The sequence below is a fragment of the Streptomyces sp. 2131.1 genome, assembly GCF_900105515.1.
GTDB classification, from domain to species: domain Bacteria; phylum Actinomycetota; class Actinomycetes; order Streptomycetales; family Streptomycetaceae; genus Streptomyces; species Streptomyces drozdowiczii.
In genome coordinates, this window is record NZ_FNSY01000001.1 from 667,418 (window position 1) to 687,511 (window position 20,094).

Consider the following 20,094-nt stretch of genomic DNA (forward strand, 5'->3'; position numbering starts at 1 on the left):
CACCGAAGACAGGAGCAGCACCACCATGTCCGTCGCCCCGCATCTGAAGCTGCCGCCCACCGACCGGATCCTGTCGTCCCGCACCGGCTGGACCCGGGCCCACTGGGAGGCGACCGCCGACCGGATGCTGGAGGCGCTGACGCCGTACGCGACTCCGGGCTTCGCCCAGTACCGGCTGCCCGGCCGGAACAGCTGGTCCGGTGTCGTGTCCGACGGACTGGAGGGCTTCGCCCGGTCGTTCCTGCTCGCCGCCTGCCGCATCGCGGGCGCGGGCGGGGCGGTGGACCCCGCGCTGACCGAGCGGTACGCGGCGGGGCTCGCGGCCGGCACCGACCCGGCGAGCGGGGAGGCGTGGCCGAGGCTGACGGACTGCTCGCAGCAGATGGTGGAGGCGGCCTCCGTCGCGATCGCGCTGCACGAGACCCGGCCGTGGATCTGGGACCGGCTCGACGCCCGGGTGCAGGAGCGGGTCGTCGACTGGCTCTCCGGCTTCGTCGGCGGGCGGACCTGGGACAACAACTGGCGCCTGTTCCAGGTGGTTTCCGAGCAGTTCCTGGCGTCGGTCGGCGCGCCGCACAGCCGGTCCGACATCGAGGGCGGCCTCGACAGGATCGAGGACTGGTACGTCGGTGACGGCTGGTACACCGACGGCAGCGGGCGCAACTTCGACTACTACATCGGCTGGGCCATGCATCTGTACCCGCTGCTGTGGGCACGGATCGCGGGCCCGGACGACGACGGCGGCCGGGCCGCCGTCTACCGGGAACGGCTGAGCCGCTTCCTGGAGGACTACCCGCACTTCTTCGGCGCCGACGGCTCCCCGGTCCACCAGGGCCGGTCGCTCTGCTACCGCTTCGCCGCTCTGGCCCCGGTCTGGATGGGCGCCCTGACCGACTGCACCCCGCTCGCGCCGGGCCTGACCCGGCGGCTCGCCTCCGGGGCGCTGCGGCACTTCGCGGAGCGCGGGGTGCCCGACGAGCGGGGGCTGCTGACGCTCGGCTGGCACGACACGTTCCTGCCGGCCACGCAGCCGTACTCCGGGCCGGCGTCGCCGTACTGGGCGAGCAAGGGCTTCCTCGGGCTGCTGCTCCCGGCCGACCACGAGGTGTGGACGGCACGCGAACTCCCGCTGCCCGTCGAGGAGTCCGACACCTACACCGCGCTTCCGGCGCCCGGCTGGCTGCTGCACGGCACCAAACACGACGGGATCGTCCGGCTGGTCAACCACGGCAGCGACCACAATCCGCTCCCGGAGGCGGGTGACACCGACCCGGACGCGGGGGCCGGTGAGGACGACCCGCACTACGCGAAGCTGGCGTACTCCACGGCGACCGCCCCGGAGGCCGCGCCGCACGCGTTCGCCCGGAACATCGACAACCACCTGGCGCTGCTCGCCCCGGACGGCACCCCGTCCCGGCGCCGCCGCATCCACCCGGTGCGCTGCGAGGACCGCGTCGCCGCGTCCTGGTCGGCGGCCCGGCTGCCGGGCGACGAGCGCGCGTACCGCGTCGACACCACGAGCGTGCTGCACGGGCCGTGGGAGGTCCGGGTGCACCGGGTCGAGGCGCCGCAGGGCGCGGTGGTCCGCGAGGGCGGGCACGCCGTCGCGCACGGGGCGAACCCGTTCGCCTCGTCGGGCCCCGGCTGGGCGCTCGCCCGTACCGCCGATGGACTGTCCAGCGCGGTGGTCGGGCTGTACGGCTGGGACGGCGGGCCGGAGAGCGCCGGGGTGGCGCGCGACGTCGAGTCCAACGCGCACGGACCGCACTCGGCCGTCCCGTATCTGCGCGGCGCTCCCCATCAGGGCGGCCGGAGCGTCCACGTCACGCTCGTGGTGCTCTCCCGCGACAGCGTGCACCCGGAGGCACTGCGCACGGCCGTCCGGGTGCGGGTGGACGGGGACGCGGTGACGCTGGGGTTCCTGGACGGCCGTACGGTCGAGGTCTGATCAGAAGCCGAAGGTGCTGTCCTCCCTGCGGTGGAGGTGGCCGACGAGCTCCTGCGCCAGCGACTTGATGGTGTCGAGCCCCGCCCTCCCCCAGGGGCGGGGCACGGTGTCCACGGCGCAGACGGCGCCCAGCGCGATCCCGGTGCGGTCGATGAGCGGCGCCCCCAGATAGGAGCGGATGCCTATGTCGTCGACGACGGGGTTGCCCGCGAACCGGGGGTAGTCGCAGACGTCCTCCAGCACCAGGGCCTTGCGGCGGACGACCACGTGCGGGCAGTACCCGTGATCGAGGGCCACGTACCGCCCTCTGCTGCCGCTGCCCGCCGCGGTGGCGCCCAGGTCCGAACCCCGGCGGGTGCCCGCCGGGGTGTGCAGTCCCGCGTAGAACTGGCGGTTCCCGTCGATGAAGTTGACCATCGAGAACGGCACGTCCGTCACTTCGGCCACCCTGTCGGCGAAGGCGTCGAAGTTGTCGAACGAGGCGTCGTCGCGCTCCCCCAGGCCGAGGCCGCGCAGCCGCCGCGTACGGGCGGGTGCCTCGCTGTCGACGGGGGTCAGCAGCAGCCGTCCGACCGCGTGCGGGATCACCGCCCGGCCCCGAATCCGACGGCACCGGGCAGCGGCACGGCGGCGTCGGTCGCGTTGATGAGGTGCTGGACCAGCGTGACCAGGGTGCCGGTGCCTGAGCTGGCCATGCGGGCGTCGCACAGCACGACCGGCACCTCGGGCGACAGGTCGAGCGCGGCCCGCACCTCCTCGGGGCCGTAGCGGTAGGCGCCGTCGAACTCGTTGACGGCGACGACGAATCCGATGCCGCGCCGCTCGAAGAAGTCGACGGCGGCGAAGCACTCCTCCAGCCTGCGGGTGTCCGCGATCACCACCGCTCCCAGCGCGCCTTGCGAGAGCTCGTCCCACATGAACCAGAAGCGTTCCTGGCCCGGTGTGCCGAACAGGTAGAGCACGTGCTGTTCGTCGAGCGTGATGCGGCCGAAGTCCATCGCCACGGTGGTGGAGGTCTTCGACTCGACGCCCTCCAGGCTGTCGGTCGCGGCGCTCGCCTGGGTCAGCAGCTCCTCCGTGCTCAGCGGTGCGATCTCGCTGACCGCGCCGACGAACGTCGTCTTGCCGACGCCGAAGCCGCCCGCCACCAGCACCTTGAGCGCGACGGGAAACCCCTCCGACGGGACGGCCGCGGCGGCGTACTCGGCAGTGGCGGTCTCCTGCGCGTACCCGCCCGCTGAGCCGTCGTCCGCATAGCCGTACCCGTAGCCGGAGCCGTCCGGGTAGCCGTAGCCGTCAGAGCTGTCGTCGTAAGCCATCGAGCACTGCCTCCAGCAGATGTCGGTCGGTGGGCGTGTCATGGAAGGCGGGCGCGTGGGCGGTGACGGCGCCGCAGTCGACCAGGTCGGAGACGAGCACCTTGGTCACGACGGCGGGCAGCCTCAGGTGTGCGGCGATCTCGGCCACCGATGTGGGCCCCTCGCACAGTCCCAGGGCCACCGAGTGCTCGGGGCCGAGGTGGGTCTGCGGGACGGAACCGGTGGCCATCACCAGGGAGAGCAGGTCGAGAACGGCCGTGGGACGGGTGCGGCCGTTGCTCACCGTGTAGGGGCGGATGAGGCGGCCCGCCGCGTCGTCGAGCAGCGGCCCGTCCTGGGTGACCGCCATGCTCACAGCCCCGAGCCGCCCGGAGTCGCGGCCGCCTGTCTCACCGGGGTCATGAGGTAGGGCCGCACGCTCTTGACCAGCATGGCCATCTCGTAGCCGAGCACGGCGGCGTCGGCGTTGCGGCCGGCCAGCACGGCGAGACAGGTCCCGGAGCCGGCGGTGGCGACGAAGAGCAGCGTCGAGTCGAGCTCCACGACCACCTGGCGGACCTCTCCGTTGTCCCCGAACCTCGCTCCGGCGCTGCGGCCCAGCGAGTAGAGGCCGGCCGCGAGTGCCGCCATGTGGTCGGCGCTGTCGGCGTCCATCCCGTGCAGGGACTTCACCAGCCCGTCGGCGGAGAGCAGGACGGCGCTGCGGGTGTACGGCACGCGCTGGACCAGGCCGCTCAGCAGCCAGTCGAGGTCCGAGACCTGACCGGACGGCATATCGGTCGCCATGGTGCATCTACTCCTTGGTGGGGTTCGCTGCGAGTGGGTCGTGGTCGCCGGAGTACGCCCCGGCTCCGTGCAGTTGCGCGGGCGCGGCCGTGCCCCGGACGGGGAGCGGCCGGGACGGTGCTCCCAGCTGCGCGGCGGTCGTCGTGCTCGTGGCACCGGCCGGGGCCTGGGGCGCGGGCTCCTGCTCGGACTCGGCGCGTGCGTCGGCGAGGTCGATGCCCCGCCGGAACGCGGCGACGAGCCCGGGGTCGTGGAGGACGGGCTCGTCCTCGGACCTGGGGGCGGGCGCTTCCCTGAGCTGCGGGACCAGACTCTCCTGGTTGGCGCGCTTGGGGAGCGAGGGACGGTCCGACGAGGCCTCCGCCGGCGCGGGCGGCGCGGCATCGGCCGGCCGGTCCACGCGCTCGGCGCGCAGCGGCAGGGGCGGCGCTACGCCCTGGCCGGCCTGCTGCGGCTGCGGCGCGGTGCGCTGGGGGCGCGGCTGCTGCTGGCTGGGGACGTAGGGCCGGCGCTCCGGCTCGGGGGCGGGCGCCGGGTCGCGCGGTGCGTGGCCATTCGCCGCCGTGCCGCTCGGTGCCAGGTCGCCGCGTGCCGGGCCGTCCTCCAGGGGCGGTGGGCGGTGTACGGGGCCGGCGGGCGGGACCGGGGTCTCGCCGGTGCGGCCGGAGGCGTCGTCGTCGGCGCCGAGCAGGGTCTGCGGGAGGACCAGGACGGCCTGGGTGCCTCCGTAGATGTTGCTCTGGAGCCGTACGGCGATGCCGTGCCGCCGGGCCAGCGAGGCGACCACGAAGAGGCCGATCCTGCCGTCCTGGAGGAGGCGGGCGACGTTGACCTGGTCCGGGTCGGCCAGCAGGGCGTTCATCCGCTTCTGCTCGTCGCCCGGCATGCCGAGTCCGCGGTCCTCCACCTCCAGGGCGAGCCCGGCGGTGACGTGCTGGGCGCGCAGGAGCACCTGGGTGTGCGGGGCGGAGAACACCGTGGCGTTCTCGACGAGTTCGGCGAGGAGGTGGATGACGTCGGCGACGGCGTGCCCGCGCAGGGTGCCGTCGATCGGGGGGACGAGCTTGACCCGGGGGTACTGCTCGACCTCGGCGATCGCGGAGCGCAGCACCTCGGTCATGGTGACGGGGTTGCTCCACTGGCGGCGCGAGACGGCGCCGCCGAGCACCGCGAGGTTCTCGGCGTGGCGGCGGATGCGGGTGGCGAGGTGGTCGACGTGGAAGAGGCCCTTGAGCAGGTCCGGGTCCTCGACCTCGTGCTCCAGCTCGTCGAGCAGCTGGATCTCGCGGTGCACCAGCGACTGGAGGCGCCGGGCGAGGTTGACGAATACCTCGACCTTCTGGTCCTCGCCGCCGCCGGTGGGCTCGGAGAGCCGGGAGGCGTCCACTACGGCGGCGACGGCCGCCTCCTGCTGGCGGGCCAGCTCCTGGGCCAGCAGCTCGAAGGGTTCGCCGCCGGGCGGCGGGTTCTGCGGGGCGCGCCGGGCGGGCACGGGCTCGCCGTTGCGCAACTGCTCCACGACGCGTACCAGCTCGGCCTGGCCCTGGACGCTGGTCCGGCGCAGCGCGAGGCAGCGTCCGAGGACCGTGGTGGCGGCGCGGTTGGCGGCCAGGAAGGCGGCGCCGATCGCGCCGGACGCCAGTGCGCCGGCGGAGCCCAGGGCGATCCAGAGGTCGCCGGACGGCCGGGCGTGGCCCGCGCGGGCGGTGAAGATGACGGCCGCGGCGCCGGCGAGGGCGACCGCGAGGGCCGGCAGCACGGCGGTGCGCAGGAGTTGGGGGCGTATGCGCGCCTCGGGGGCCGGGCGTGCGGTGCGCGGTCTGGCCGCGGCCGAGTGGGAACGGGCGCCCGGACGGCCGTGCCGCCCGCCCTCTCGTCGTTCCGGTCGCGCGTCGGGTGCGCGAAGTTGAGACATCAGCGTCCTCGGTACGTGGGGCCCCAGGCATCTGCGTTCATGTGGTGGCACCTACGGTGGTCGGGCATTCTCGGGTCATCGGCCGGGCAGGCCCGGAGAATGTGAGCCCACCGTTGATCACCGGGCACACACGGTAGTCGCGAGAAGTGCGGCCGTGATGGGCAGTTGTGGAACTTGCCCGCCATCCGTCCCGCTCTGGTATGAGCGCTCGTACGGGCGACCGATTCCCGAGGGCCCGACTCCGGGGCGGCCGTGGGGCCGTACGCGGGCGAGCCCCCTCGACGTGTGTCGAGGGGGCTCGCCCGCCGGTGTGCGGAGCCGGCGCTACGCCTTGCGGAGCCGGGCGATGATTCCGTCGAGGTCGCTCCTGAAGAGGGCGGGGCGCACGAAGTGCCCGCCCGGCTCCTCGTGCCACTCGTGCGCGATCCCCGCCTTGCCGAGCAGCGAGCGGAACTCCCGCTGTCCGGCGAGCACCTGGGTCTCGTTGGCCTGGTCGAACCAGTTGACCGGGTCGGGGCTGGTGCCGGCGACCAGGAACACCCGCTTGTTGCGGTAGCTCTCGATGCGCTGGACGGGGTTGTCCGCGCTGACCCGGGCCTCGTCCCACAGGGGAACGCCGTAGACCGAGCCGCCGGCCAGGTCGAGCGCGGCGGACGAGACGTTCGCCCAGTGCGTGACGAGTCCGGCGTCGCGGCGCAGGCTGGCCGGGCCGGAGTGCGCGCTCACGGACGCGAAGTGCCCGTAGTACTTGGCCGCGTACTTCAGCGCGCCGAACCCGCCCATGGAGAACCCTGAGACGGCGCGGCCGTTGTATTCGGCGTACGTACGGAAGTTGGCGTCGATCCACGGGAGCAGCTGGGCGATGTGGAAGGTCTCCCAGTTGCGGGGGCCGGTGTTGGAGCTGACCGGGTTGGAGTACCAGCCCGCGTGCCCGCCGTCGGGCATCACGACGATGATCGGCTTCCCGGCCGTCCAGGCGCGGATGCCCATGCGGTCGAAGGTGATGAAGTCCTGGTCGGTGCCGCCGCCGTGGAAGAGGTGGAGCACCGGGTAGGTGCGGCCGCTCGTGTGGTAGCCGTCGGGGAGCAGGACGTTGACGCCCGGGTTCCAGCCGATGGCGTCGGTCGCGAAACGGTAGTACCGCATGCGCAGGTCGCTCTCGTTGCGGTCCACGATGCGCAGGCCGAAGCCGTCGCCGGCCGCGGCGGCCGGTGAGGCGGAGGCGAGGAGGCCGGCCGCGCCCAAGGCCGTCGCGGCGGAGAGTCCGCCGGCCGTCCTGAGGACGTTCCTGCGGCTGGGGCGGTCGTTCGCTCGGTCTCTCATGCGGAGTAGCCCTTCGGCGGGATCAGGGTGGCGAGCTGGTCGAAGGAGAGCCAGTAGATCTGGTTGCCGCCGAAGGAGGCCGGGTCGGCGATGAGAACGGTGCGGTCGGCGGAGTCGTAGCCGATGACCGTGAAGTAGTGGTAGATCGTCTGGTTGGACGGGTAGCCGGGCGGCTGGTTGCCGGGCGGGGCCACGATGTTGGTGACCAGCGGGTAGTTGCGGTCGATGTCGAAGACGACGTCGTACCAGAGCAGGTCGCGCTGGGCCTGGGTCGGCGGGTCGTTCGGCATCTCCTTGGTCTCGTACCAGCCGCCGCCGAGGTTGGCGTTGAGCACCCCGGTGACCTGGGATATGTGGTCGGTGCCGTTCACGGTGGTGCCGAGCTGCCCGGCGAGGACGGACTGGCTGGGCGGGGCGATGCGGGCGGAGAGCGCGATGCGGGTGGCGGCGGGACCGCACCAGTAACCGGTCTGCTGGACCTGGTAGTCGACGTCCAGCCAGTGCGCGGTGGCGGTGGATCCGGCCTCCACCTTGATCCGGGTGCCGGGCTGGTTGTGCCCGCTGACGACGGCGGTTCCGGCCGTCGAGCCGTGGGCGGCGACGGCGGCGGTGCCGATGTGCGGGGTCGGCGAGGCGATGGCGGTGCCGGGCTGGACGAGGGCTCCGAGGGCGATCGCGGCGACGGCCGCGGACACGAGTCTCCTGCGCATGAAGGCTCCTGAGGGTGGGGGGACGGGCCTGTGGCCCGGAACGCACGGCCGCGCGGGTGAGCGCGCGGCCGTGCGTTCCGGGCCACCAGGGTGGTGCCGTCGCCGTGGCGCCCGCAAGGAACGAAAGCTGGTGCTTACGACCGCAGGTGACGTGCCGTCACCCGGTGGGCGGGTCCTCCGCAGACAGCAGTGCGCACCCTTCGGCGGTCGCGACGTGGAAGGACCGCCCGGCCCGGCGCACGGTGGTCACGAGGCCCGCCGCCCGGAGTACGTTCAGGTGCTGGCTCACGGCGGGGTGGGTCACACCGAGGAGCCGCGCCGCCTCCAGGGTCGAGCAGCCGGTGCGGGTCGCGCGCAGGACACCGGCGCGGGTGTGGCCGAGCAGCGGTCCGAGTGGCCCCGGCCCGGGGGTGGGGCGGGCGCCCCGGGTGGGGACGCACCAGTCGGGGGTGTGGCGGATGGGGTGGACGAGCACGGGCGGCAGCTCCCCGTCGGCCAGCGTGGCCGGGGTGGGCCAGCAGAAGAAGGACGGCTGGAGCACGAGGCCCCGGCCGCGCAGCCACAGGTCCTGGTCGACGGGGTACGCCGCTTCGAGGACGGGCGCCCGCCAGCGGAACTGCGGCCCGAGCCCGGCCAACAGCGCTTCGGTGCCGCCGTCGAGGAGGCTGCGCAGCCGCAGGGCACGGTCGGCGTCGATGTCGGCGTGCACCCGGCGCCAGTGCGGGGCCAGCGCCTCGCGCTGGTACGTCCGTAGGGCTCCGACCAGCTCGCGCAGGGCGTCCACGTCGCCGCCGGCCAGCTCCCCGAGCCAGCCCGGCAGGCGTACCGGCGGGGCGAGCCGTTCCAGTTCGGCGCGCAGTCGTCGGCGCGGGGTGCTCAGCAGGACGTCGACGGATGCCTGGAGGGTTCCCCGGTCACCGGTAGTGGGGGTGAGGAAGTCCGGCGAGTAGCCGCGCGGCGGCAGCAGGCGGGAGAGCAGGCGCGGGCTGCCGGAGAGCCGGGGCCTGGCCCAGCGCCGCCAGGCGCCGAACTCCCGCTCCCCGTCCCGCCGCTGGAGCGTCTGCACGCTGTTGCTGATCTCCCAGAGGAAGTCGGGTCCGGGCGCCACCCGGACCCGTGCGAGATCGTCGGAGGTGAAGTGCACCCGCAGCATCGCCGCCCCCTGAGGACGTGGCCGACTCGTCGGCGGAAGCCGTGCTCACCCCACCGTCCGGCGTACGTTCCGCCCGCCCCGTCCGGGACGTACGCCTTCGGACCTCAGGGCTGGGGTGCCCGGTCGCGTTCCCGGCCGGTCCCCGGGGTGGTGCCGGCCGCCCGGTCGTGGAGCTGTACGTGGACCGGGGGCCAGTTGCCCCAGCCGGGGGCCGGCTCGGCGGCGACGGTGCGCCACCACGGTTCTACGGGCGGCGGATCGGCGGGCTCGAAGGGCCGGCCCGGGATCGGGGAGACCATGGTCACGCCCACGGACTCGGTGGCGCGCATGGACCATTCGGCGGGCTCGGCCCAGGGGTGCAGGGCCAGGTTGAACGTGCCCCAGTGGATCGGGAGCATGACGCCCGCCGCCGGGTCGTCGCCCTGGAGATCGAGGTGGGCGCGCACGCCTTCGTCGGGGCTCATGTGGATGTCGGGCCAGGCGCCCGGCTCCGGCATGGTGTCGGTGCGGTCCTTGGGCCAGAACTGGCTGTACGCGCCGATCTGGATCATGGTGGCGTCGAACGGCCCGTGCTCGGCGCCGATGGTGCGGAAGCCGGAGAAGTATCCGGTGTCGCCGCTGTGGTAGATCCGGTGCCCGGGTCCGGCGACGACCCAGGACGCCCAGAGGGTGTGCTGCTGGTTGCGCAGGCCGCGCCCGCAGAAGTGGCGGGCGGGGGTGGCGGTGAGGCTGATCCCGGCGACGGTCGCGGTCTCGTTCCAGTCGAGCTCGCGGAGCCGGTCGGGGGCGACGCCCCAGCTCTCCAGGTGGGCGCCGACGCCGAGCGGGACCGCGAAGACGGTGTCCGTACGGGCCAGGGCGCGGATCGTCGGGAGGTCGAGGTGGTCGTAGTGGTCGTGCGAGATCACCACGACGTCGACCGGGCCGAGGGCGCCGAGCGGCACGGGGGCCGGGTGCAGCCGCCGGGGCCCGGCGAACGCGAAGGGGGAACAGCGCTCGCCCCAGACCGGGTCGAACAGCACGCGCCGCCCGTCGATCTCGGCGAGGACGCTGGAGTGCCCCATCCAGGTGATGCGGAGCCCGGAGGCGGGCGGCCGGGCGAGGTCGGCCACGGTCGTCGCGTGCACGGGCACGGGAGCGGCGGGCGCCCTGAGCACCCGCTCCTCCTTGCGGAAGTAGACCCGAGCGAACTCCAGGGCGGAGCCGGAGGGCCTGATCCGGGCGCCCACCGGGTTCTGGAAGACACCGTCGGCGAAGTTGGGGGAACGGCGGATGCGCTCCATGCGGGGTCCGTCGGGGTCGGCCCCGAAGGCGGCGGGGCGCAGCGCACGCAGCCGGGTGCGCAGCGGAAGCGTGTGGTCGGCGCCGGTCACGGGAGTCTCCTGAGGAGTCGGTGTCGTCTCATTATGAACAAGGGGCACGACTGTGCGAGAGCGGAACGGCCGTGGGCACGGCGTTCCGCCCAGGTCGCCTCACCCCCGTCGCTGTCCGTACACGTGCTCGACATGGAGGCGCAGGACGACGCGGCGGTCCCGGACCATGGCGGCGCGGTAGTCGTCCCAGTCGGGGTGCTCGCCCTGCACGTCGCGGTAGAGCCGGATCAGCTCCTCCACCGTGGCGTCCCCGGGGTCGGCGGCGGTTGCCGACAGCTCGGCGGTGCCCTCCGCGACCGTCCAGGCCCAGCGGTCCTCGGTGGTCACGTGGTAGCTCGCGCGCGGATCGCGGCGCAGGTTGCGCGTCTTGGCGCGGTCCTCGGTCACCGAGACCCGGACGACCCGCTCGTCCGGGTAGTAGAAGTGGTTGACGTTGGACAGCTGGGGCCTGCCGTCCTTCTTGAGGGTGACCAGGACTCCGCTGTCGTTCTCGCCGAGGAGCCTGAGCAGCGCTTCCTGCCGTGGGTCGAATGCAGTCATGCCCGTCCAACGAACGGCCGGTGCGCAGGATTCCGCGTTACGGGCATGATCCGCACCGCTGCCCCGCCCGGCCGCCGGGAACCGGCGCGTTCCGGCCACCGGGCCGCGCGGCGGCGGACGCCGCGTTGACAGGGGCGCCCCGCCTCCCGATACTGACCGCCGGTTCAGTACCGGATCCGGTGGCGCCCGCCTGTCGGACCCGTCGCCCCAGGACCGCCCGCCGACAGTGACCGAGGAGCACTCCCGATGACGACGCCTCCGGTGTCCCCGCCCGCCCCGCTCATCTCGCTGACCTGGACCGACCACGACACCGGCCATCGGGGGCACCTGGTCGTGGACCGGCTGGTGCGCGGGGTGTCCAGCGGCGGGCTGCGGATGCGCCCGGGCTGCACCCTGGAGGAGGTGACCGGTCTGGCGCGGGGCATGACCTTGAAGGAGGCCCTGCACTTCGACGCGGACCGGCCGGGGGCGCGCTACATACCGCTCGGCGGGGCCAAGGGCGGCATCGACTGCGACCCCCGCGATCCGGCGGCGTACGGCGTCCTCGTGCGCTACCTGCGGGCGATGCGCCCGTACATCGAGAACGTCTGGACGACCGGCGAGGACCTGGGCCTCTCGCAGGACCTGGTGGACCGCGCGGCGGCGGAGGCGGGGCTCGTCTCGACCGTGCAGGCGGTCTACCCGCTGCTGGAGGACGAGGCCGCGGCCCGTCGCCGGCTGGCCGACGCCTTCGCCCTTGAGGTGGACGGCATCGGCCTGGACGAGCTGGTCGGCGGCTGCGGGGTCGCCGAGGCGGCGCTCGCGGCGCTGGACCGGGACGGGGTCGCCCACGACGGGGCGCGAGTGGCGCTCCAGGGCCTCGGGACCATGGGCGGGGCGACCGCCCGCTTCCTGTCGCGGGCCGGCCTCCGGGTGGTCGCCGTCGCCGACATCAAGGGCACGATCGCGAACCCGGCCGGCCTCGACGTCGAGGCGCTGCTCGCGGCGCGGGACGCGCACGGCACGGTGGACCGGGGCGCGCTGCGCGCCGGCGACCTGGAGCTGCCGGCCGGGGCCTGGCTCGTCCAGGACGCGGAGGTACTCGTCCCGGCCGCCGTCTCCTACGCGGTGGACGCCGTGAACCAGGCGGGGATCAGGGCGCGCTGGATCGTCGAGGCCGCCAACATGCCGGTGCTGCCGGAGGCGGAGGCCCTGCTCGCGGCGCGCGGGATCACCGTGCTGCCCGACGTGGTCGTCAACTCCGGGACCAACGCCTGGTGGTGGTGGACCCTCTTCGGCGACATCGGCGCCGACGCGGACGAGGCGTTCGCGCACACCCGGCGGGCGATGCGCGAACTGGTCGGCTTGGTGCTGGCCCGCGCGGCTGCGGACGGCTGCTCACCGCGTGCGGCGGCGCACGCCGTGGCCGCCGACCGGCTGCCGGTGATGGCCGAACGCTTCGGCTGGTACCGCTGACCGGTACAGCCGGTCCGCGGCCGGTCCGCCGCACCGCCCCCGGGCGGGCATTGGTTAGGGTGACGCCGTGGCAAGAGTGCGGTTGGGAGTGGCGGAGCGGCGCGAGGAGTTGCTGCGCGCCGCCGTCGAGCAGATCGAGGTGCGCGGTGTCGCGGCCGTCCGGATCGCCGATGTGGCGTCCGTGCTCGGCGTGAGCAACGCGCTCGTGCTCTACCACTTCTCCACCAAGGAGAAGCTGGTCGCGGCCGCGTTCGCGCACGCCGCCGAGATCGATCTCGCCCATCTGCGCAAGCTGTTGAGCCGCCGCACGACCGCCGTACGCAGGCTGCGCGCCGCCGTGCGCTGGTACGCGCCGACGGGCCAGGCCAAGGGCTGGCGGCTGTGGATCGAGGGCTGGGCGGCCTCCCTCCGCGACCCGGTGCTGCGCAACGTGGCCGGCGATCTCGACCAGCAGTGGAAGGCCGAGCTGGCCGAGGTCATCGAAGAGGGCGCGGCGGCGGGCGAGTTCCACTGCGACGACCCGATGTCCGTGGCCTGGCGGCTGACCGCCATGCTGGACGGGCTGGCCGTGCAGATGACCTCGTACAACGGCCCGCTGTCCCGGGCGACCATGCTGGAGTGGACCGAGCAGGCGCTCGCCCGTGAACTGGGCATCGACCACGAGGCCCTGACGGCCTGACGGCCCCTCCCCTTCCCCGTCTTCTTCGGCCCCTCCCCGTCAGGTCTGCTGGAGCGGCTCGTATACGTCGCTTTGGAGGCCGAAGGTCCAGGCGACGCCCTCCCTGGCGGTCCTGGTCGCGGGCGGCACCCGCAGCCAGTACGTGCGGTGGGTGCCGTCCGGCTCCGGCGTGGAGTTGACCACCTCGACCATGACGACGTCCTCGTCCCCCGCGAGCGCGATCCGCCAGAGGATGCCCGTCTCGTCGCGGTGCACCGGTTCGGCGGCCGACTCGGTGAGGTAGCGGTCGTAGCCGTAGTACTCCAGCATCACGCGGCGCAGCTCCGCGTTCTCCTCGGAGCGGATGCGTGCCGGGGTCAGCGAGGCCAGCTCGTCCAGGAACTCCCGGGGCACCGGCATGCCGCGCCAGGCGTACAGGGCGAAGCCGTCCGGGTACGACAGCGCCGGTCCCTCGCCCCGGTCGAGCCGGCCCGCCTCGTCCCGGTGCAGGGCGTCCGGGCGCTCGCAGAGCACCACGACCCGCTCGTAGGGCCACCACCAGCCGGCGTTGCGCGCCACCGCGGCCAGCCCGTCGAGCCGGTCGCCCCGCCCGTCGAACGCGGCGAGCCACGCCGCGTCGTGCTGTCCGAGGACCGCGTCCAGCAGGACGAGGCGCACCTCCGACTCCGCGCCGGTGTCCTCCCCCGCGAGGTCGGCGACCACACCGGCCCGTATCCGGTCGGCGAGGCCCGCCGTGGTCTCCCAGAGCTGGGCGCCGGTGGCGGACCATAGGGCGGACCAGCCGGCCGGGCCCAACGCGTCGTACACCCGGCGCCGTTCCTCCGCCCAGGGGCGGGTGCGCACCTCGTCGCGGACGGAGCGCCCGGCGTCGGTCAGCTTGCCGACGGCCTCCACGGCCGCCCTGGGCGAGCCGGCCCAGACGAACTCCTCCGGCTCGGCGAGCCCCGCGCTGCGGTAGGCGAGCCGCACCCCTTCCTCGGCCGCCGCCCGGTCCGCCGCGCCGGTCGCCGCCGCCACGGCCCGCCAAGAGTCCACGTACTGCATCGGTCTTCCCCGTCCCCTGTTCCGCATCGTTCCCGGCCCGGTCCTCCCGGTGCCGGCCTTCAGGTCCTGCCGCCGCGCCCGCCGTGCCGTCGCTCAGTCCGCGACGATGCGGACCGCCCCCGGCGCGTACTCCCGCTGGCGCACCACGCGGAACCAGCCCTGGGGCAGCGGGATCGTCGCGTGCTCCTCGTGCACCACGCGTCCGCCCTCGGGAAGGTGGAGCAGCATCGGGCCGAACACCCCGCTCTCACGGATCAGCCGGCCGGGCCCCGGCACGGCGTGCGCGTGTCCGGTGACCTCACCGAGCGCGAGGACCAGCCGGCCCCGCGCGTCGCGCAGTTCGCCCGGCGCCTCCAGGAGATTCGCGGGCACCGCCGACTCCTCCAGTGGCACGATCAGTACATCGCCCTGCCGGTACACAGACCTCTCCCCTCCGTAGCGGCACCCGCTGTGCCGGCCACAACGAAAACGCTACGGCGGGGGTCTGACAATCGGCCGTCGGGCCGTTCCCGGCAGGGGCCGGTCACGGCGCTGTCAGTGGGCCTTGATAGACCTTGCGGACATCAATCCGTAGCCGTCACCAGGAGCTCAGGGCCATGTCCGTGGATCACCTGCACGAGTTGCTCGGCCTTCCGGCCGTCGATTTCCAGTCCGGGCCGGACGGTGGCCCCCGGCCCGCCGCCGACGCCGCCGCCTGGCGGGTCTCGATCGACGCCTACGAGGACGAGGGCACCTGGGAGGAGGAGTTCAACGCCTTCCTGGACGAGGTCGACCCGGCCGGTGTCCGTGCCCTGATCATCGGGCAGTGGGGCGAGTCGTACGAGGAGAAGTCCTCGTACCCGATCGGTCTCGTCATCGCCGCGGCCGACCGGCTGACGTCGCTGGAAGCGGTGTTCGTCGGGGATCTGACGATGGAGGAGGCGGAGATCTCCTGGATCGAGCAGAGCGATGTCACCGCGCTGCTCGGCGCGTTCCCCGCACTGCTGGAGCTGGGTGTGCGCGGCGGCTCCGAGCTGGTCTTCCCGGCCACGAAGCACGAGCGGCTGCGGGCGCTCACCATCGAGACGGGCGGGCTGCCGCGCGAGGTGGTGCGCGGTGTCCTGGACAGCGAACTGCCCGCGCTGGAACGGCTGGAGCTGTGGCTCGGCGTCTCGGCGTACGGCGGCGACGCCGACGTGTCGGACCTGGCGCCGCTGCTGTCCGGTACGCGCTTCCCCGCGTTGCACCACCTCGGCCTGCGCAACAGCGAGATCGAGAACGAGATCGCGACGGCCGTCGCCTCGGCCCCGCTGGTGGCCCGGCTGCGCACCCTGGACCTGTCCTGCGGCACGCTCGGCGACGAGGGCGCGGCCTCGCTCCTGGAGGGCCAGCCGCTGACCCATCTCGACGTGCTCGACCTGCACCACCACTTCCTCACCGAGGCGATGGAGCGCCGCGTCACCGAGGCGCTGGAGCCGCACGGGGTGCGGGTGGACGTCTCGGAGCGCTGCGAGCCGTGGGACAACCGGGGCCCGGCCGGCCGGTACGTGACGGTGTCGGAATGACGACGCCCGTCACGGACATCGAGCATCCCTGTACCTTCCACGACCTGCCCGTCTTCACCCTGCCGGAGCCGGGCGACGGCCACCCGTGGCCGGCGACGCTGCCCTCGGCGGACGGCATAGCCTGGCGGCTCGACTGCGGCTGGGACGGGCACGGGTTCGCCGCCACCTGGCAGCACTTCCTCAAGACGGTCGACCCCGCACAGGTCCGTGCCCTGGTGATCGGCCCCTGGTGGGACGGCGAGTACAGTTCCCTGGCTCCCGTGGTGGAGCTGATCACTTCGGACGCGGCCCGTTTCCCGGCGCTGCGCGCCCTGTTCCTCGCCGATGTCGTGGGCGAGGAGTGCGAGGTGTCGTGGCTGCGGATGTGCGACATCACGCCGGTGCTCCGGGCGTTCCCGCTCCTGGAGGAGCTGGTGGTACGGGGCGGTGGCAGCGGGCTGGACGAGGAGTCGCTGGAGCTGCACCCCGTCCGGCACGAGGCGCTGAAGTGCCTGCGCTTCGAGTCCGGCGGGCTGCCCGGGCATGTCGTGCGCGCGGTCGGCACCTGCGAACTGCCCGCGCTGGAGCGGCTGGAGCTGTGGTTCGGTTCCCAGTGGTACGCGGGGGACGCGACGGTGGCGGACATGGCCCCGCTGCTGTCCGGGGGCACCTTCCCCCGGCTGCGCCACCTCGGGCTGCAGAACAGTGAGATCCAGGACGAGATCGCCGCGGCGGTCGCCTCGGCCCCGGTCGTCGCCCAACTGGATTCCCTGGCGCTCTCGATGGGCACCCTCAGCGACGCGGGCGGCCTGGCCCTGCTCGAAGGTCAGCCGCTCACCCATCTGGACTACCTGGACCTGCAACACCACTACCTCGGAGACGAGGTGATGGAGCGCTTCAAGGAGCTGGGCGAGCGCGACGACGTCCACGTCTACCTCGACGAGGCGGACGACTGGGACCCGGACGACGAGGACGATGCCCGCTATGTCGCCGTCAGCGAGTAGCGGCCCGCCGCGCCTCGCGGTCGTCGGCAATCCGGGCAGCCGCCGCGTCACCCTGTTCCAGGACGCGGTGGCCGCCGCCGGCCTGTCCGAGGCGCGTACGGTCCCCTGGCTCGACGTGCTGCGGGGCGGGGCGCGCTTCCTGCCCGGCGAGATTGTGCGCATCGAGTCGCCCGGCGAGGACGCGGAGGTGGACCGGCTGCTGCGCGGGGCCGACGACCCGACCCGGGTGGAGGGGTCGGCCCTCTGGTACGCGCGGTTCACCGCCGCCGTACGCGAGGTGGCCCGGGCCGCCGCCGATGCGGGCGCCGCGCTGCTGGACGGTCCGGCCGACATCGCGGTGCTGTTCGACAAGCGGCTGTGCCACGGGGTGCTGGAGACCGCAGGGGTGCCCGTCCCCGCCTCCCCGACGTCCGGCCCGGCCGGGGCGGCGGTGCGGGGCTGGGACGACGTGCGGGACCTGATGGCCGCGCACCGCATGCCCCGGGTCTTCGTGAAGCCCGCACACGGCTCGTCGGCCTCCGGTGTGCTGGCCGTGGAGACCGCGGGCGGCGGCCGCGTCCGGGCAGCCACCTCCGTCGAGCGGGACCCGGCCGGCCGGCTCTACAACTCGCTGCGGGTCCGCCGCTGCACCACGGAGCGCGAGGTCGCGGCGATCGTCGACGCGCTGGCGCCGGACGGGCTGCACGTCGAGCGCTGGCTGCCCAAGGCGACCCGGGGCGGCCGTGCCGCCGACCTGCGGGTGGTCGTGGTCGACGGCCGGGCCACGCACGCCGTGGTGCGCACGAGCAGCTCGCCCATGACCAATCTGCACCTGGGCGGGGCACGCGGCGACCTCGCCGGCGTGCGGGCGGCGATCGAGGCGGCCGGCGGCAGCTGGGCCGAGGCCCTGACCGTCTGCGAGCGGGCCGCGACCGCCTTCCCGGACACGCTGTGTGTCGGGGTCGACCTGCTGCCCCTGACCGGCTGGCGGCGCTTCGCCGTCGGCGAGGTCAACGCCTTCGGAGACCTGCTGCCGCGCCTCACCGGACTGCCCGGCAGCGGAGCCGAGGGTCTGGACACCTACGCGGCGCAGGTCACCGCCGTACTGGACCGAACAAGGAACGACCGTGTCAGCACCACCCCCTGAGTACAGCTCCGCGCACCGCCCCGACCCCGACATGAGCGAGGTCGTGGGCAGCCACGACCTGCTGCTCGTCACCCTGGACACCCTGCGGTACGACGTCGCGGCCGAACTGGCCGCCGCCGGACGCATCCCGAACCTGGCCCGCCACCTGCCGGGCGGCGTCTGGGAGGAGCGGCACGCCCCGGGCAGCTTCACCTACGCCTCGCACCAGGCGATCTTCGCGGGCTTCCTGCCCACCCCGGCCGCGCCGGGACCGCATCCCCGGCTGTTCGCCGCCCGCTTCGCCGGCAGTGAGACGACCGCGGAGCGCACCTTCGTGTTCGACACTCCGGACCTGGTCTCGGGGCTCGCGAAGGAGGGGTACCGCACGGTGTGCGTCGGCGGTGTCGGCTTCTTCAACCTCCAGGGGCCGCTGGGCTCGGTGCTCCCGGGGATGTTCCAGGAGGCGCACTGGGAGCCGGAGTTCGGGGTGGCCTCGCCCACCTCGTTCGAGGCACAGGTGACCCGCGCCGAGGAGGTGGTCGCGGCCCTCCCGCCGGAGCAGCGGCTGTTCCTCTTCGTCAACGTCTCCGCGCTCCACCAGCCGAACTGGTTCCACAAGCCCGGGGCGACCCGCGACGCCGGCGACAGCCGCGAGACGCACGCGGCAGCCCTGGAGTACGTGGACGCCCACATCGGCCGGCTCTTCGCCGCCGCGAGCAGCCGCCGCCGTGCCTTCGCCATCGTGTGCTCCGACCACGGCACGGCCTACGGCGACGACGGCTACACCGGCCACCGGCTCGGCCACGAGTCCGTCTGGACCGTTCCTTACGCCCACTTCTTCCTGGAACCGGGGGCCGTCCGATGACCGCGACGCAGACCGTCCGCCCGTACGAGAGCTATGTGTACGCCTATCCGCACAAGACGGCGTACCGCCCGCTCGCCGAGCAGCCCGGCGGACGGCCGGCGCTGAGCGAGCTGTGGGCGGGGGAACGCAAGGACGCGCTCTCCCTCTACATGCACATCCCGTTCTGCGAGGTCCGCTGCGGCTTCTGCAACCTCTTCACCCGCATCGGCGCGCCCGACGAGCTGACCTCGCGGTATCTCGACGCGCTGGACCGGCAGGCGAGCGCCGTGCGGGAGGCGCTGGGCGACGGGGAGCAGGTCCGGTTCGCGGCGGCGGCGTTCGGCGGGGGCACGCCCACGTTCCTGACGGCGGGCGAGCTGGAGCGGCTGTGCGACATCGCGGAGAAGCGGATGGGCGCCGCTCTGCGCTCCGTGCCGCTGTCCGTGGAGACCTCCCCGTCCACCGCGACCGCCGACCGCCTGGCCGTGCTCGCCGAGCGGGGGACCACCAGGATCAGCATCGGGGTGCAGAGCTTCGTGGAGGCCGAGGCCCGCGCGGCGGTCCGCCCGCAGCACGCCGCCGACGTGGAGCGGGCGCTCGGCCTGATTCGGGACACCTCCATACCGGTCCTCAACATCGACCTGATCTACGGCATAGCCGGCCAGACCGAGCGGACCTGGCGCACCTCGCTGGACGCGGCGCTGCGGTGGCGGCCGGAGGAGCTGTATCTCTACCCGCTGTACGTGCGCCCGCTGACCGCGCTCGGCAAGCTCTCGCCCGGAGAGGCCGACGCGGCCTGGGACGAACAGCGCCTGCGCCTGTACCGGGCCGGCCGCGACCACCTCCTGGCGCACGGCTACGAGCAGGTGTCGATGCGGATGTTCCGCCGCGCCGACGCCCCGCGCGCTGAGGGGCCCGACGACTACGCCTGCCAGACGGACGGCATGATCGGCCTGGGCTGCGGCGCCCGTTCGTACACCTCGCGGCTGCACTACTCGTTCGACTACGCGGTGCGGATGACCGAGGTGCGGGGCATCATCGACGCCTATACGGCCACCGCGGACTTCTCCCGCGCCGAGGTGGGGCGGTACACCGACGGGGACGAGGCGCGCCGCCGCCATCTCCTCCAGTCGGTGCTCCAGGCCGAGGGCATGGCCCTGGACGAGTACCGCGAGCGGTTCGGCACCTCGGCCTGCGACGACTTCCCCGAGGAGCTGGCCCGGTTCGAGGACCGGGGCTGGCTGGACGCGGGGGCGCCGGGAGTGCTGCGGCTGTCGCCCGAGGGGCTGGCGTACTCCGACGCGCTGGGCCCCGAACTCTTCTCCCCCGCCGTGCGGGCCGCGATGGCCGCGTACGAGCTGAAGTGAGTCACG

General features: G+C 73.8%; 20 protein-coding genes. 8 read left to right on the top strand and 12 right to left on the bottom strand.

The annotated features are described in order from the left end of the window. The first annotated feature begins 25 nt into the window (after positions 1-25). Positions 26-1,948 carry a DUF2264 domain-containing protein gene (locus BLW14_RS03205; protein ID WP_093704081.1) on the top strand — a complete coding sequence of 641 codons (1,923 nt, stop codon included), beginning with the start codon at positions 26-28 and terminating at the stop codon, positions 1,946-1,948. Here the strand turns inward: BLW14_RS03205 and BLW14_RS03210 are convergent, their stop codons facing one another. The 10 genes from BLW14_RS03210 to BLW14_RS03255 all read right to left on the bottom strand — a co-directional run bounded on the left by BLW14_RS03210 (position 1,949) and on the right by BLW14_RS03255 (position 11,067). Then, a complete protein-coding gene (locus BLW14_RS03210) occupies positions 1,949-2,536 on the bottom strand; it encodes a GAF domain-containing protein (protein ID WP_093704083.1) in 588 nt (195 codons plus the stop codon). It abuts the gene before it with no gap. Beyond that, positions 2,533-3,267: a GTP-binding protein gene (locus BLW14_RS03215; protein ID WP_093704085.1), complete on the bottom strand. Its 735-nt coding sequence runs from the start codon at positions 3,265-3,267 to the stop codon at positions 2,533-2,535. The genes BLW14_RS03210 and BLW14_RS03215 overlap by 4 nt, the downstream gene beginning before the upstream one ends. Beyond that, positions 3,245-3,616: a DUF742 domain-containing protein gene (locus BLW14_RS03220; RefSeq protein WP_093704087.1), complete on the bottom strand. Its 372-nt coding sequence runs from the start codon at positions 3,614-3,616 to the stop codon at positions 3,245-3,247. The genes BLW14_RS03215 and BLW14_RS03220 overlap by 23 nt, the downstream gene beginning before the upstream one ends. A gap of 2 nt (positions 3,617-3,618) precedes the next feature. After that, on the bottom strand, positions 3,619-4,053 hold the full coding sequence (locus tag BLW14_RS03225; RefSeq protein WP_028444308.1) for a roadblock/LC7 domain-containing protein: 435 nt from the start codon (positions 4,051-4,053) through the stop codon (positions 3,619-3,621). A gap of 7 nt (positions 4,054-4,060) precedes the next feature. Continuing rightward, positions 4,061-5,968, bottom strand: a complete 1,908-nt coding sequence (locus BLW14_RS03230) for a sensor histidine kinase (protein ID WP_256332664.1) — start codon at positions 5,966-5,968, stop codon at positions 4,061-4,063. Positions 5,969-6,292: 324 nt separating this feature from the next. Further along, positions 6,293-7,291 (bottom strand): alpha/beta hydrolase, encoded by a 999-nt coding sequence (locus BLW14_RS03235; protein ID WP_093704091.1) that lies wholly within the window; start codon positions 7,289-7,291, stop codon positions 6,293-6,295. After that, entirely contained in the window at positions 7,288-8,001 is a 714-nt protein-coding gene (locus BLW14_RS03240) for a C39 family peptidase (RefSeq protein WP_093704093.1), read from the bottom strand. Before BLW14_RS03240 ends, BLW14_RS03235 begins: the two co-directional genes overlap by 4 nt. 157 nt (positions 8,002-8,158) lie before the next feature. Further along, a complete protein-coding gene (locus BLW14_RS03245; RefSeq protein WP_093704095.1) occupies positions 8,159-9,154 on the bottom strand; it encodes an ArsR/SmtB family transcription factor in 996 nt (331 codons plus the stop codon). A 104-nt stretch (positions 9,155-9,258) separates the two neighbouring features. Then, entirely contained in the window at positions 9,259-10,527 is a 1,269-nt protein-coding gene (locus tag BLW14_RS03250; RefSeq protein WP_093704097.1) for an MBL fold metallo-hydrolase, read from the bottom strand. 99 nt (positions 10,528-10,626) lie between these two features. Beyond that, positions 10,627-11,067 (bottom strand): PPOX class F420-dependent oxidoreductase, encoded by a 441-nt coding sequence (locus BLW14_RS03255; RefSeq protein ID WP_093704099.1) that lies wholly within the window; start codon positions 11,065-11,067, stop codon positions 10,627-10,629. Positions 11,068-11,313: 246 nt separating this feature from the next. On the opposite strand from BLW14_RS03255, the gene BLW14_RS03260 reads away from it, so the two are divergent. Together BLW14_RS03260 and BLW14_RS03265 are read left to right on the top strand one after the other, a co-directional pair. Continuing rightward, positions 11,314-12,522, top strand: coding sequence for a Glu/Leu/Phe/Val dehydrogenase dimerization domain-containing protein (locus tag BLW14_RS03260; protein ID WP_093704101.1), 1,209 nt, complete (start codon positions 11,314-11,316; stop codon positions 12,520-12,522). A gap of 88 nt (positions 12,523-12,610) precedes the next feature. After that, positions 12,611-13,201 (top strand): TetR/AcrR family transcriptional regulator, encoded by a 591-nt coding sequence (locus BLW14_RS03265; protein ID WP_093704103.1) that lies wholly within the window; start codon positions 12,611-12,613, stop codon positions 13,199-13,201. Between the two features lie 39 nt (positions 13,202-13,240). Here the strand turns inward: BLW14_RS03265 and BLW14_RS03270 are convergent, their stop codons facing one another. After that, positions 13,241-14,245, bottom strand: a complete 1,005-nt coding sequence (locus tag BLW14_RS03270; RefSeq protein ID WP_093704105.1) for a DUF6745 domain-containing protein — start codon at positions 14,243-14,245, stop codon at positions 13,241-13,243. Positions 14,246-14,338: 93 nt separating this feature from the next. Then, entirely contained in the window at positions 14,339-14,665 is a 327-nt protein-coding gene (locus BLW14_RS03275; protein ID WP_093704107.1) for a hypothetical protein, read from the bottom strand. 176 nt (positions 14,666-14,841) lie between these two features. Here BLW14_RS03275 and BLW14_RS03280 point away from each other — a divergent pair, with 176 nt between their 5' ends. Genes BLW14_RS03280 through BLW14_RS03300 form a run of 5 tightly spaced genes read left to right on the top strand, consistent with a single transcriptional unit; the run spans position 14,842 to position 20,088 of the window. Continuing rightward, positions 14,842-15,789: an STM4015 family protein gene (locus BLW14_RS03280; protein ID WP_093704109.1), complete on the top strand. Its 948-nt coding sequence runs from the start codon at positions 14,842-14,844 to the stop codon at positions 15,787-15,789. Next, entirely contained in the window at positions 15,786-16,772 is a 987-nt protein-coding gene (locus BLW14_RS03285; RefSeq protein WP_093704111.1) for an STM4015 family protein, read from the top strand. Before BLW14_RS03280 ends, BLW14_RS03285 begins: the two co-directional genes overlap by 4 nt. Beyond that, positions 16,753-17,898, top strand: a complete 1,146-nt coding sequence (locus BLW14_RS03290; RefSeq protein WP_093704113.1) for an STM4014 family protein — start codon at positions 16,753-16,755, stop codon at positions 17,896-17,898. Before BLW14_RS03285 ends, BLW14_RS03290 begins: the two co-directional genes overlap by 20 nt. 31 nt (positions 17,899-17,929) lie before the next feature. Further along, positions 17,930-18,742: an STM4013/SEN3800 family hydrolase gene (locus tag BLW14_RS03295; protein ID WP_093704115.1), complete on the top strand. Its 813-nt coding sequence runs from the start codon at positions 17,930-17,932 to the stop codon at positions 18,740-18,742. Further along, positions 18,739-20,088, top strand: coding sequence for an STM4012 family radical SAM protein (locus BLW14_RS03300; protein ID WP_093704117.1), 1,350 nt, complete (start codon positions 18,739-18,741; stop codon positions 20,086-20,088). The genes BLW14_RS03295 and BLW14_RS03300 overlap by 4 nt, the downstream gene beginning before the upstream one ends. Positions 20,089-20,094 lie beyond the last annotated feature (6 nt).

What these genes read in the sequence shown, in the direction of transcription:
- BLW14_RS03245 (WP_093704095.1), bottom strand. Translation starts at nt 9,154, where the DNA reads ATGCTGCGGGTGCACTTCACCTCCGACGATCTCGCACGGGTCCGGGTG.
- BLW14_RS03235 (WP_093704091.1), bottom strand. Translation starts at nt 7,291, where the DNA reads ATGAGAGACCGAGCGAACGACCGCCCCAGCCGCAGGAACGTCCTCAGG.
- BLW14_RS03295 (WP_093704115.1), top strand. Translation starts at nt 17,930, where the DNA reads ATGAGCGAGGTCGTGGGCAGCCACGACCTGCTGCTCGTCACCCTGGAC.
- BLW14_RS03225 (WP_028444308.1), bottom strand. Translation starts at nt 4,053, where the DNA reads ATGGCGACCGATATGCCGTCCGGTCAGGTCTCGGACCTCGACTGGCTG.
- BLW14_RS03205 (WP_093704081.1), top strand. Translation starts at nt 26, where the DNA reads ATGTCCGTCGCCCCGCATCTGAAGCTGCCGCCCACCGACCGGATCCTG.
- BLW14_RS03300 (WP_093704117.1), top strand. Translation starts at nt 18,739, where the DNA reads ATGACCGCGACGCAGACCGTCCGCCCGTACGAGAGCTATGTGTACGCC.
- BLW14_RS03220 (WP_093704087.1), bottom strand. Translation starts at nt 3,616, where the DNA reads ATGGCGGTCACCCAGGACGGGCCGCTGCTCGACGACGCGGCGGGCCGC.
- BLW14_RS03270 (WP_093704105.1), bottom strand. Translation starts at nt 14,245, where the DNA reads ATGCAGTACGTGGACTCTTGGCGGGCCGTGGCGGCGGCGACCGGCGCG.
- BLW14_RS03280 (WP_093704109.1), top strand. Translation starts at nt 14,842, where the DNA reads ATGTCCGTGGATCACCTGCACGAGTTGCTCGGCCTTCCGGCCGTCGAT.
- BLW14_RS03240 (WP_093704093.1), bottom strand. Translation starts at nt 8,001, where the DNA reads ATGCGCAGGAGACTCGTGTCCGCGGCCGTCGCCGCGATCGCCCTCGGA.
- BLW14_RS03290 (WP_093704113.1), top strand. Translation starts at nt 16,753, where the DNA reads ATGTCGCCGTCAGCGAGTAGCGGCCCGCCGCGCCTCGCGGTCGTCGGC.
- BLW14_RS03215 (WP_093704085.1), bottom strand. Translation starts at nt 3,267, where the DNA reads ATGGCTTACGACGACAGCTCTGACGGCTACGGCTACCCGGACGGCTCC.
- BLW14_RS03230 (WP_256332664.1), bottom strand. Translation starts at nt 5,968, where the DNA reads ATGTCTCAACTTCGCGCACCCGACGCGCGACCGGAACGACGAGAGGGC.
- BLW14_RS03285 (WP_093704111.1), top strand. Translation starts at nt 15,786, where the DNA reads ATGACGACGCCCGTCACGGACATCGAGCATCCCTGTACCTTCCACGAC.
- BLW14_RS03260 (WP_093704101.1), top strand. Translation starts at nt 11,314, where the DNA reads ATGACGACGCCTCCGGTGTCCCCGCCCGCCCCGCTCATCTCGCTGACC.
- BLW14_RS03255 (WP_093704099.1), bottom strand. Translation starts at nt 11,067, where the DNA reads ATGACTGCATTCGACCCACGGCAGGAAGCGCTGCTCAGGCTCCTCGGC.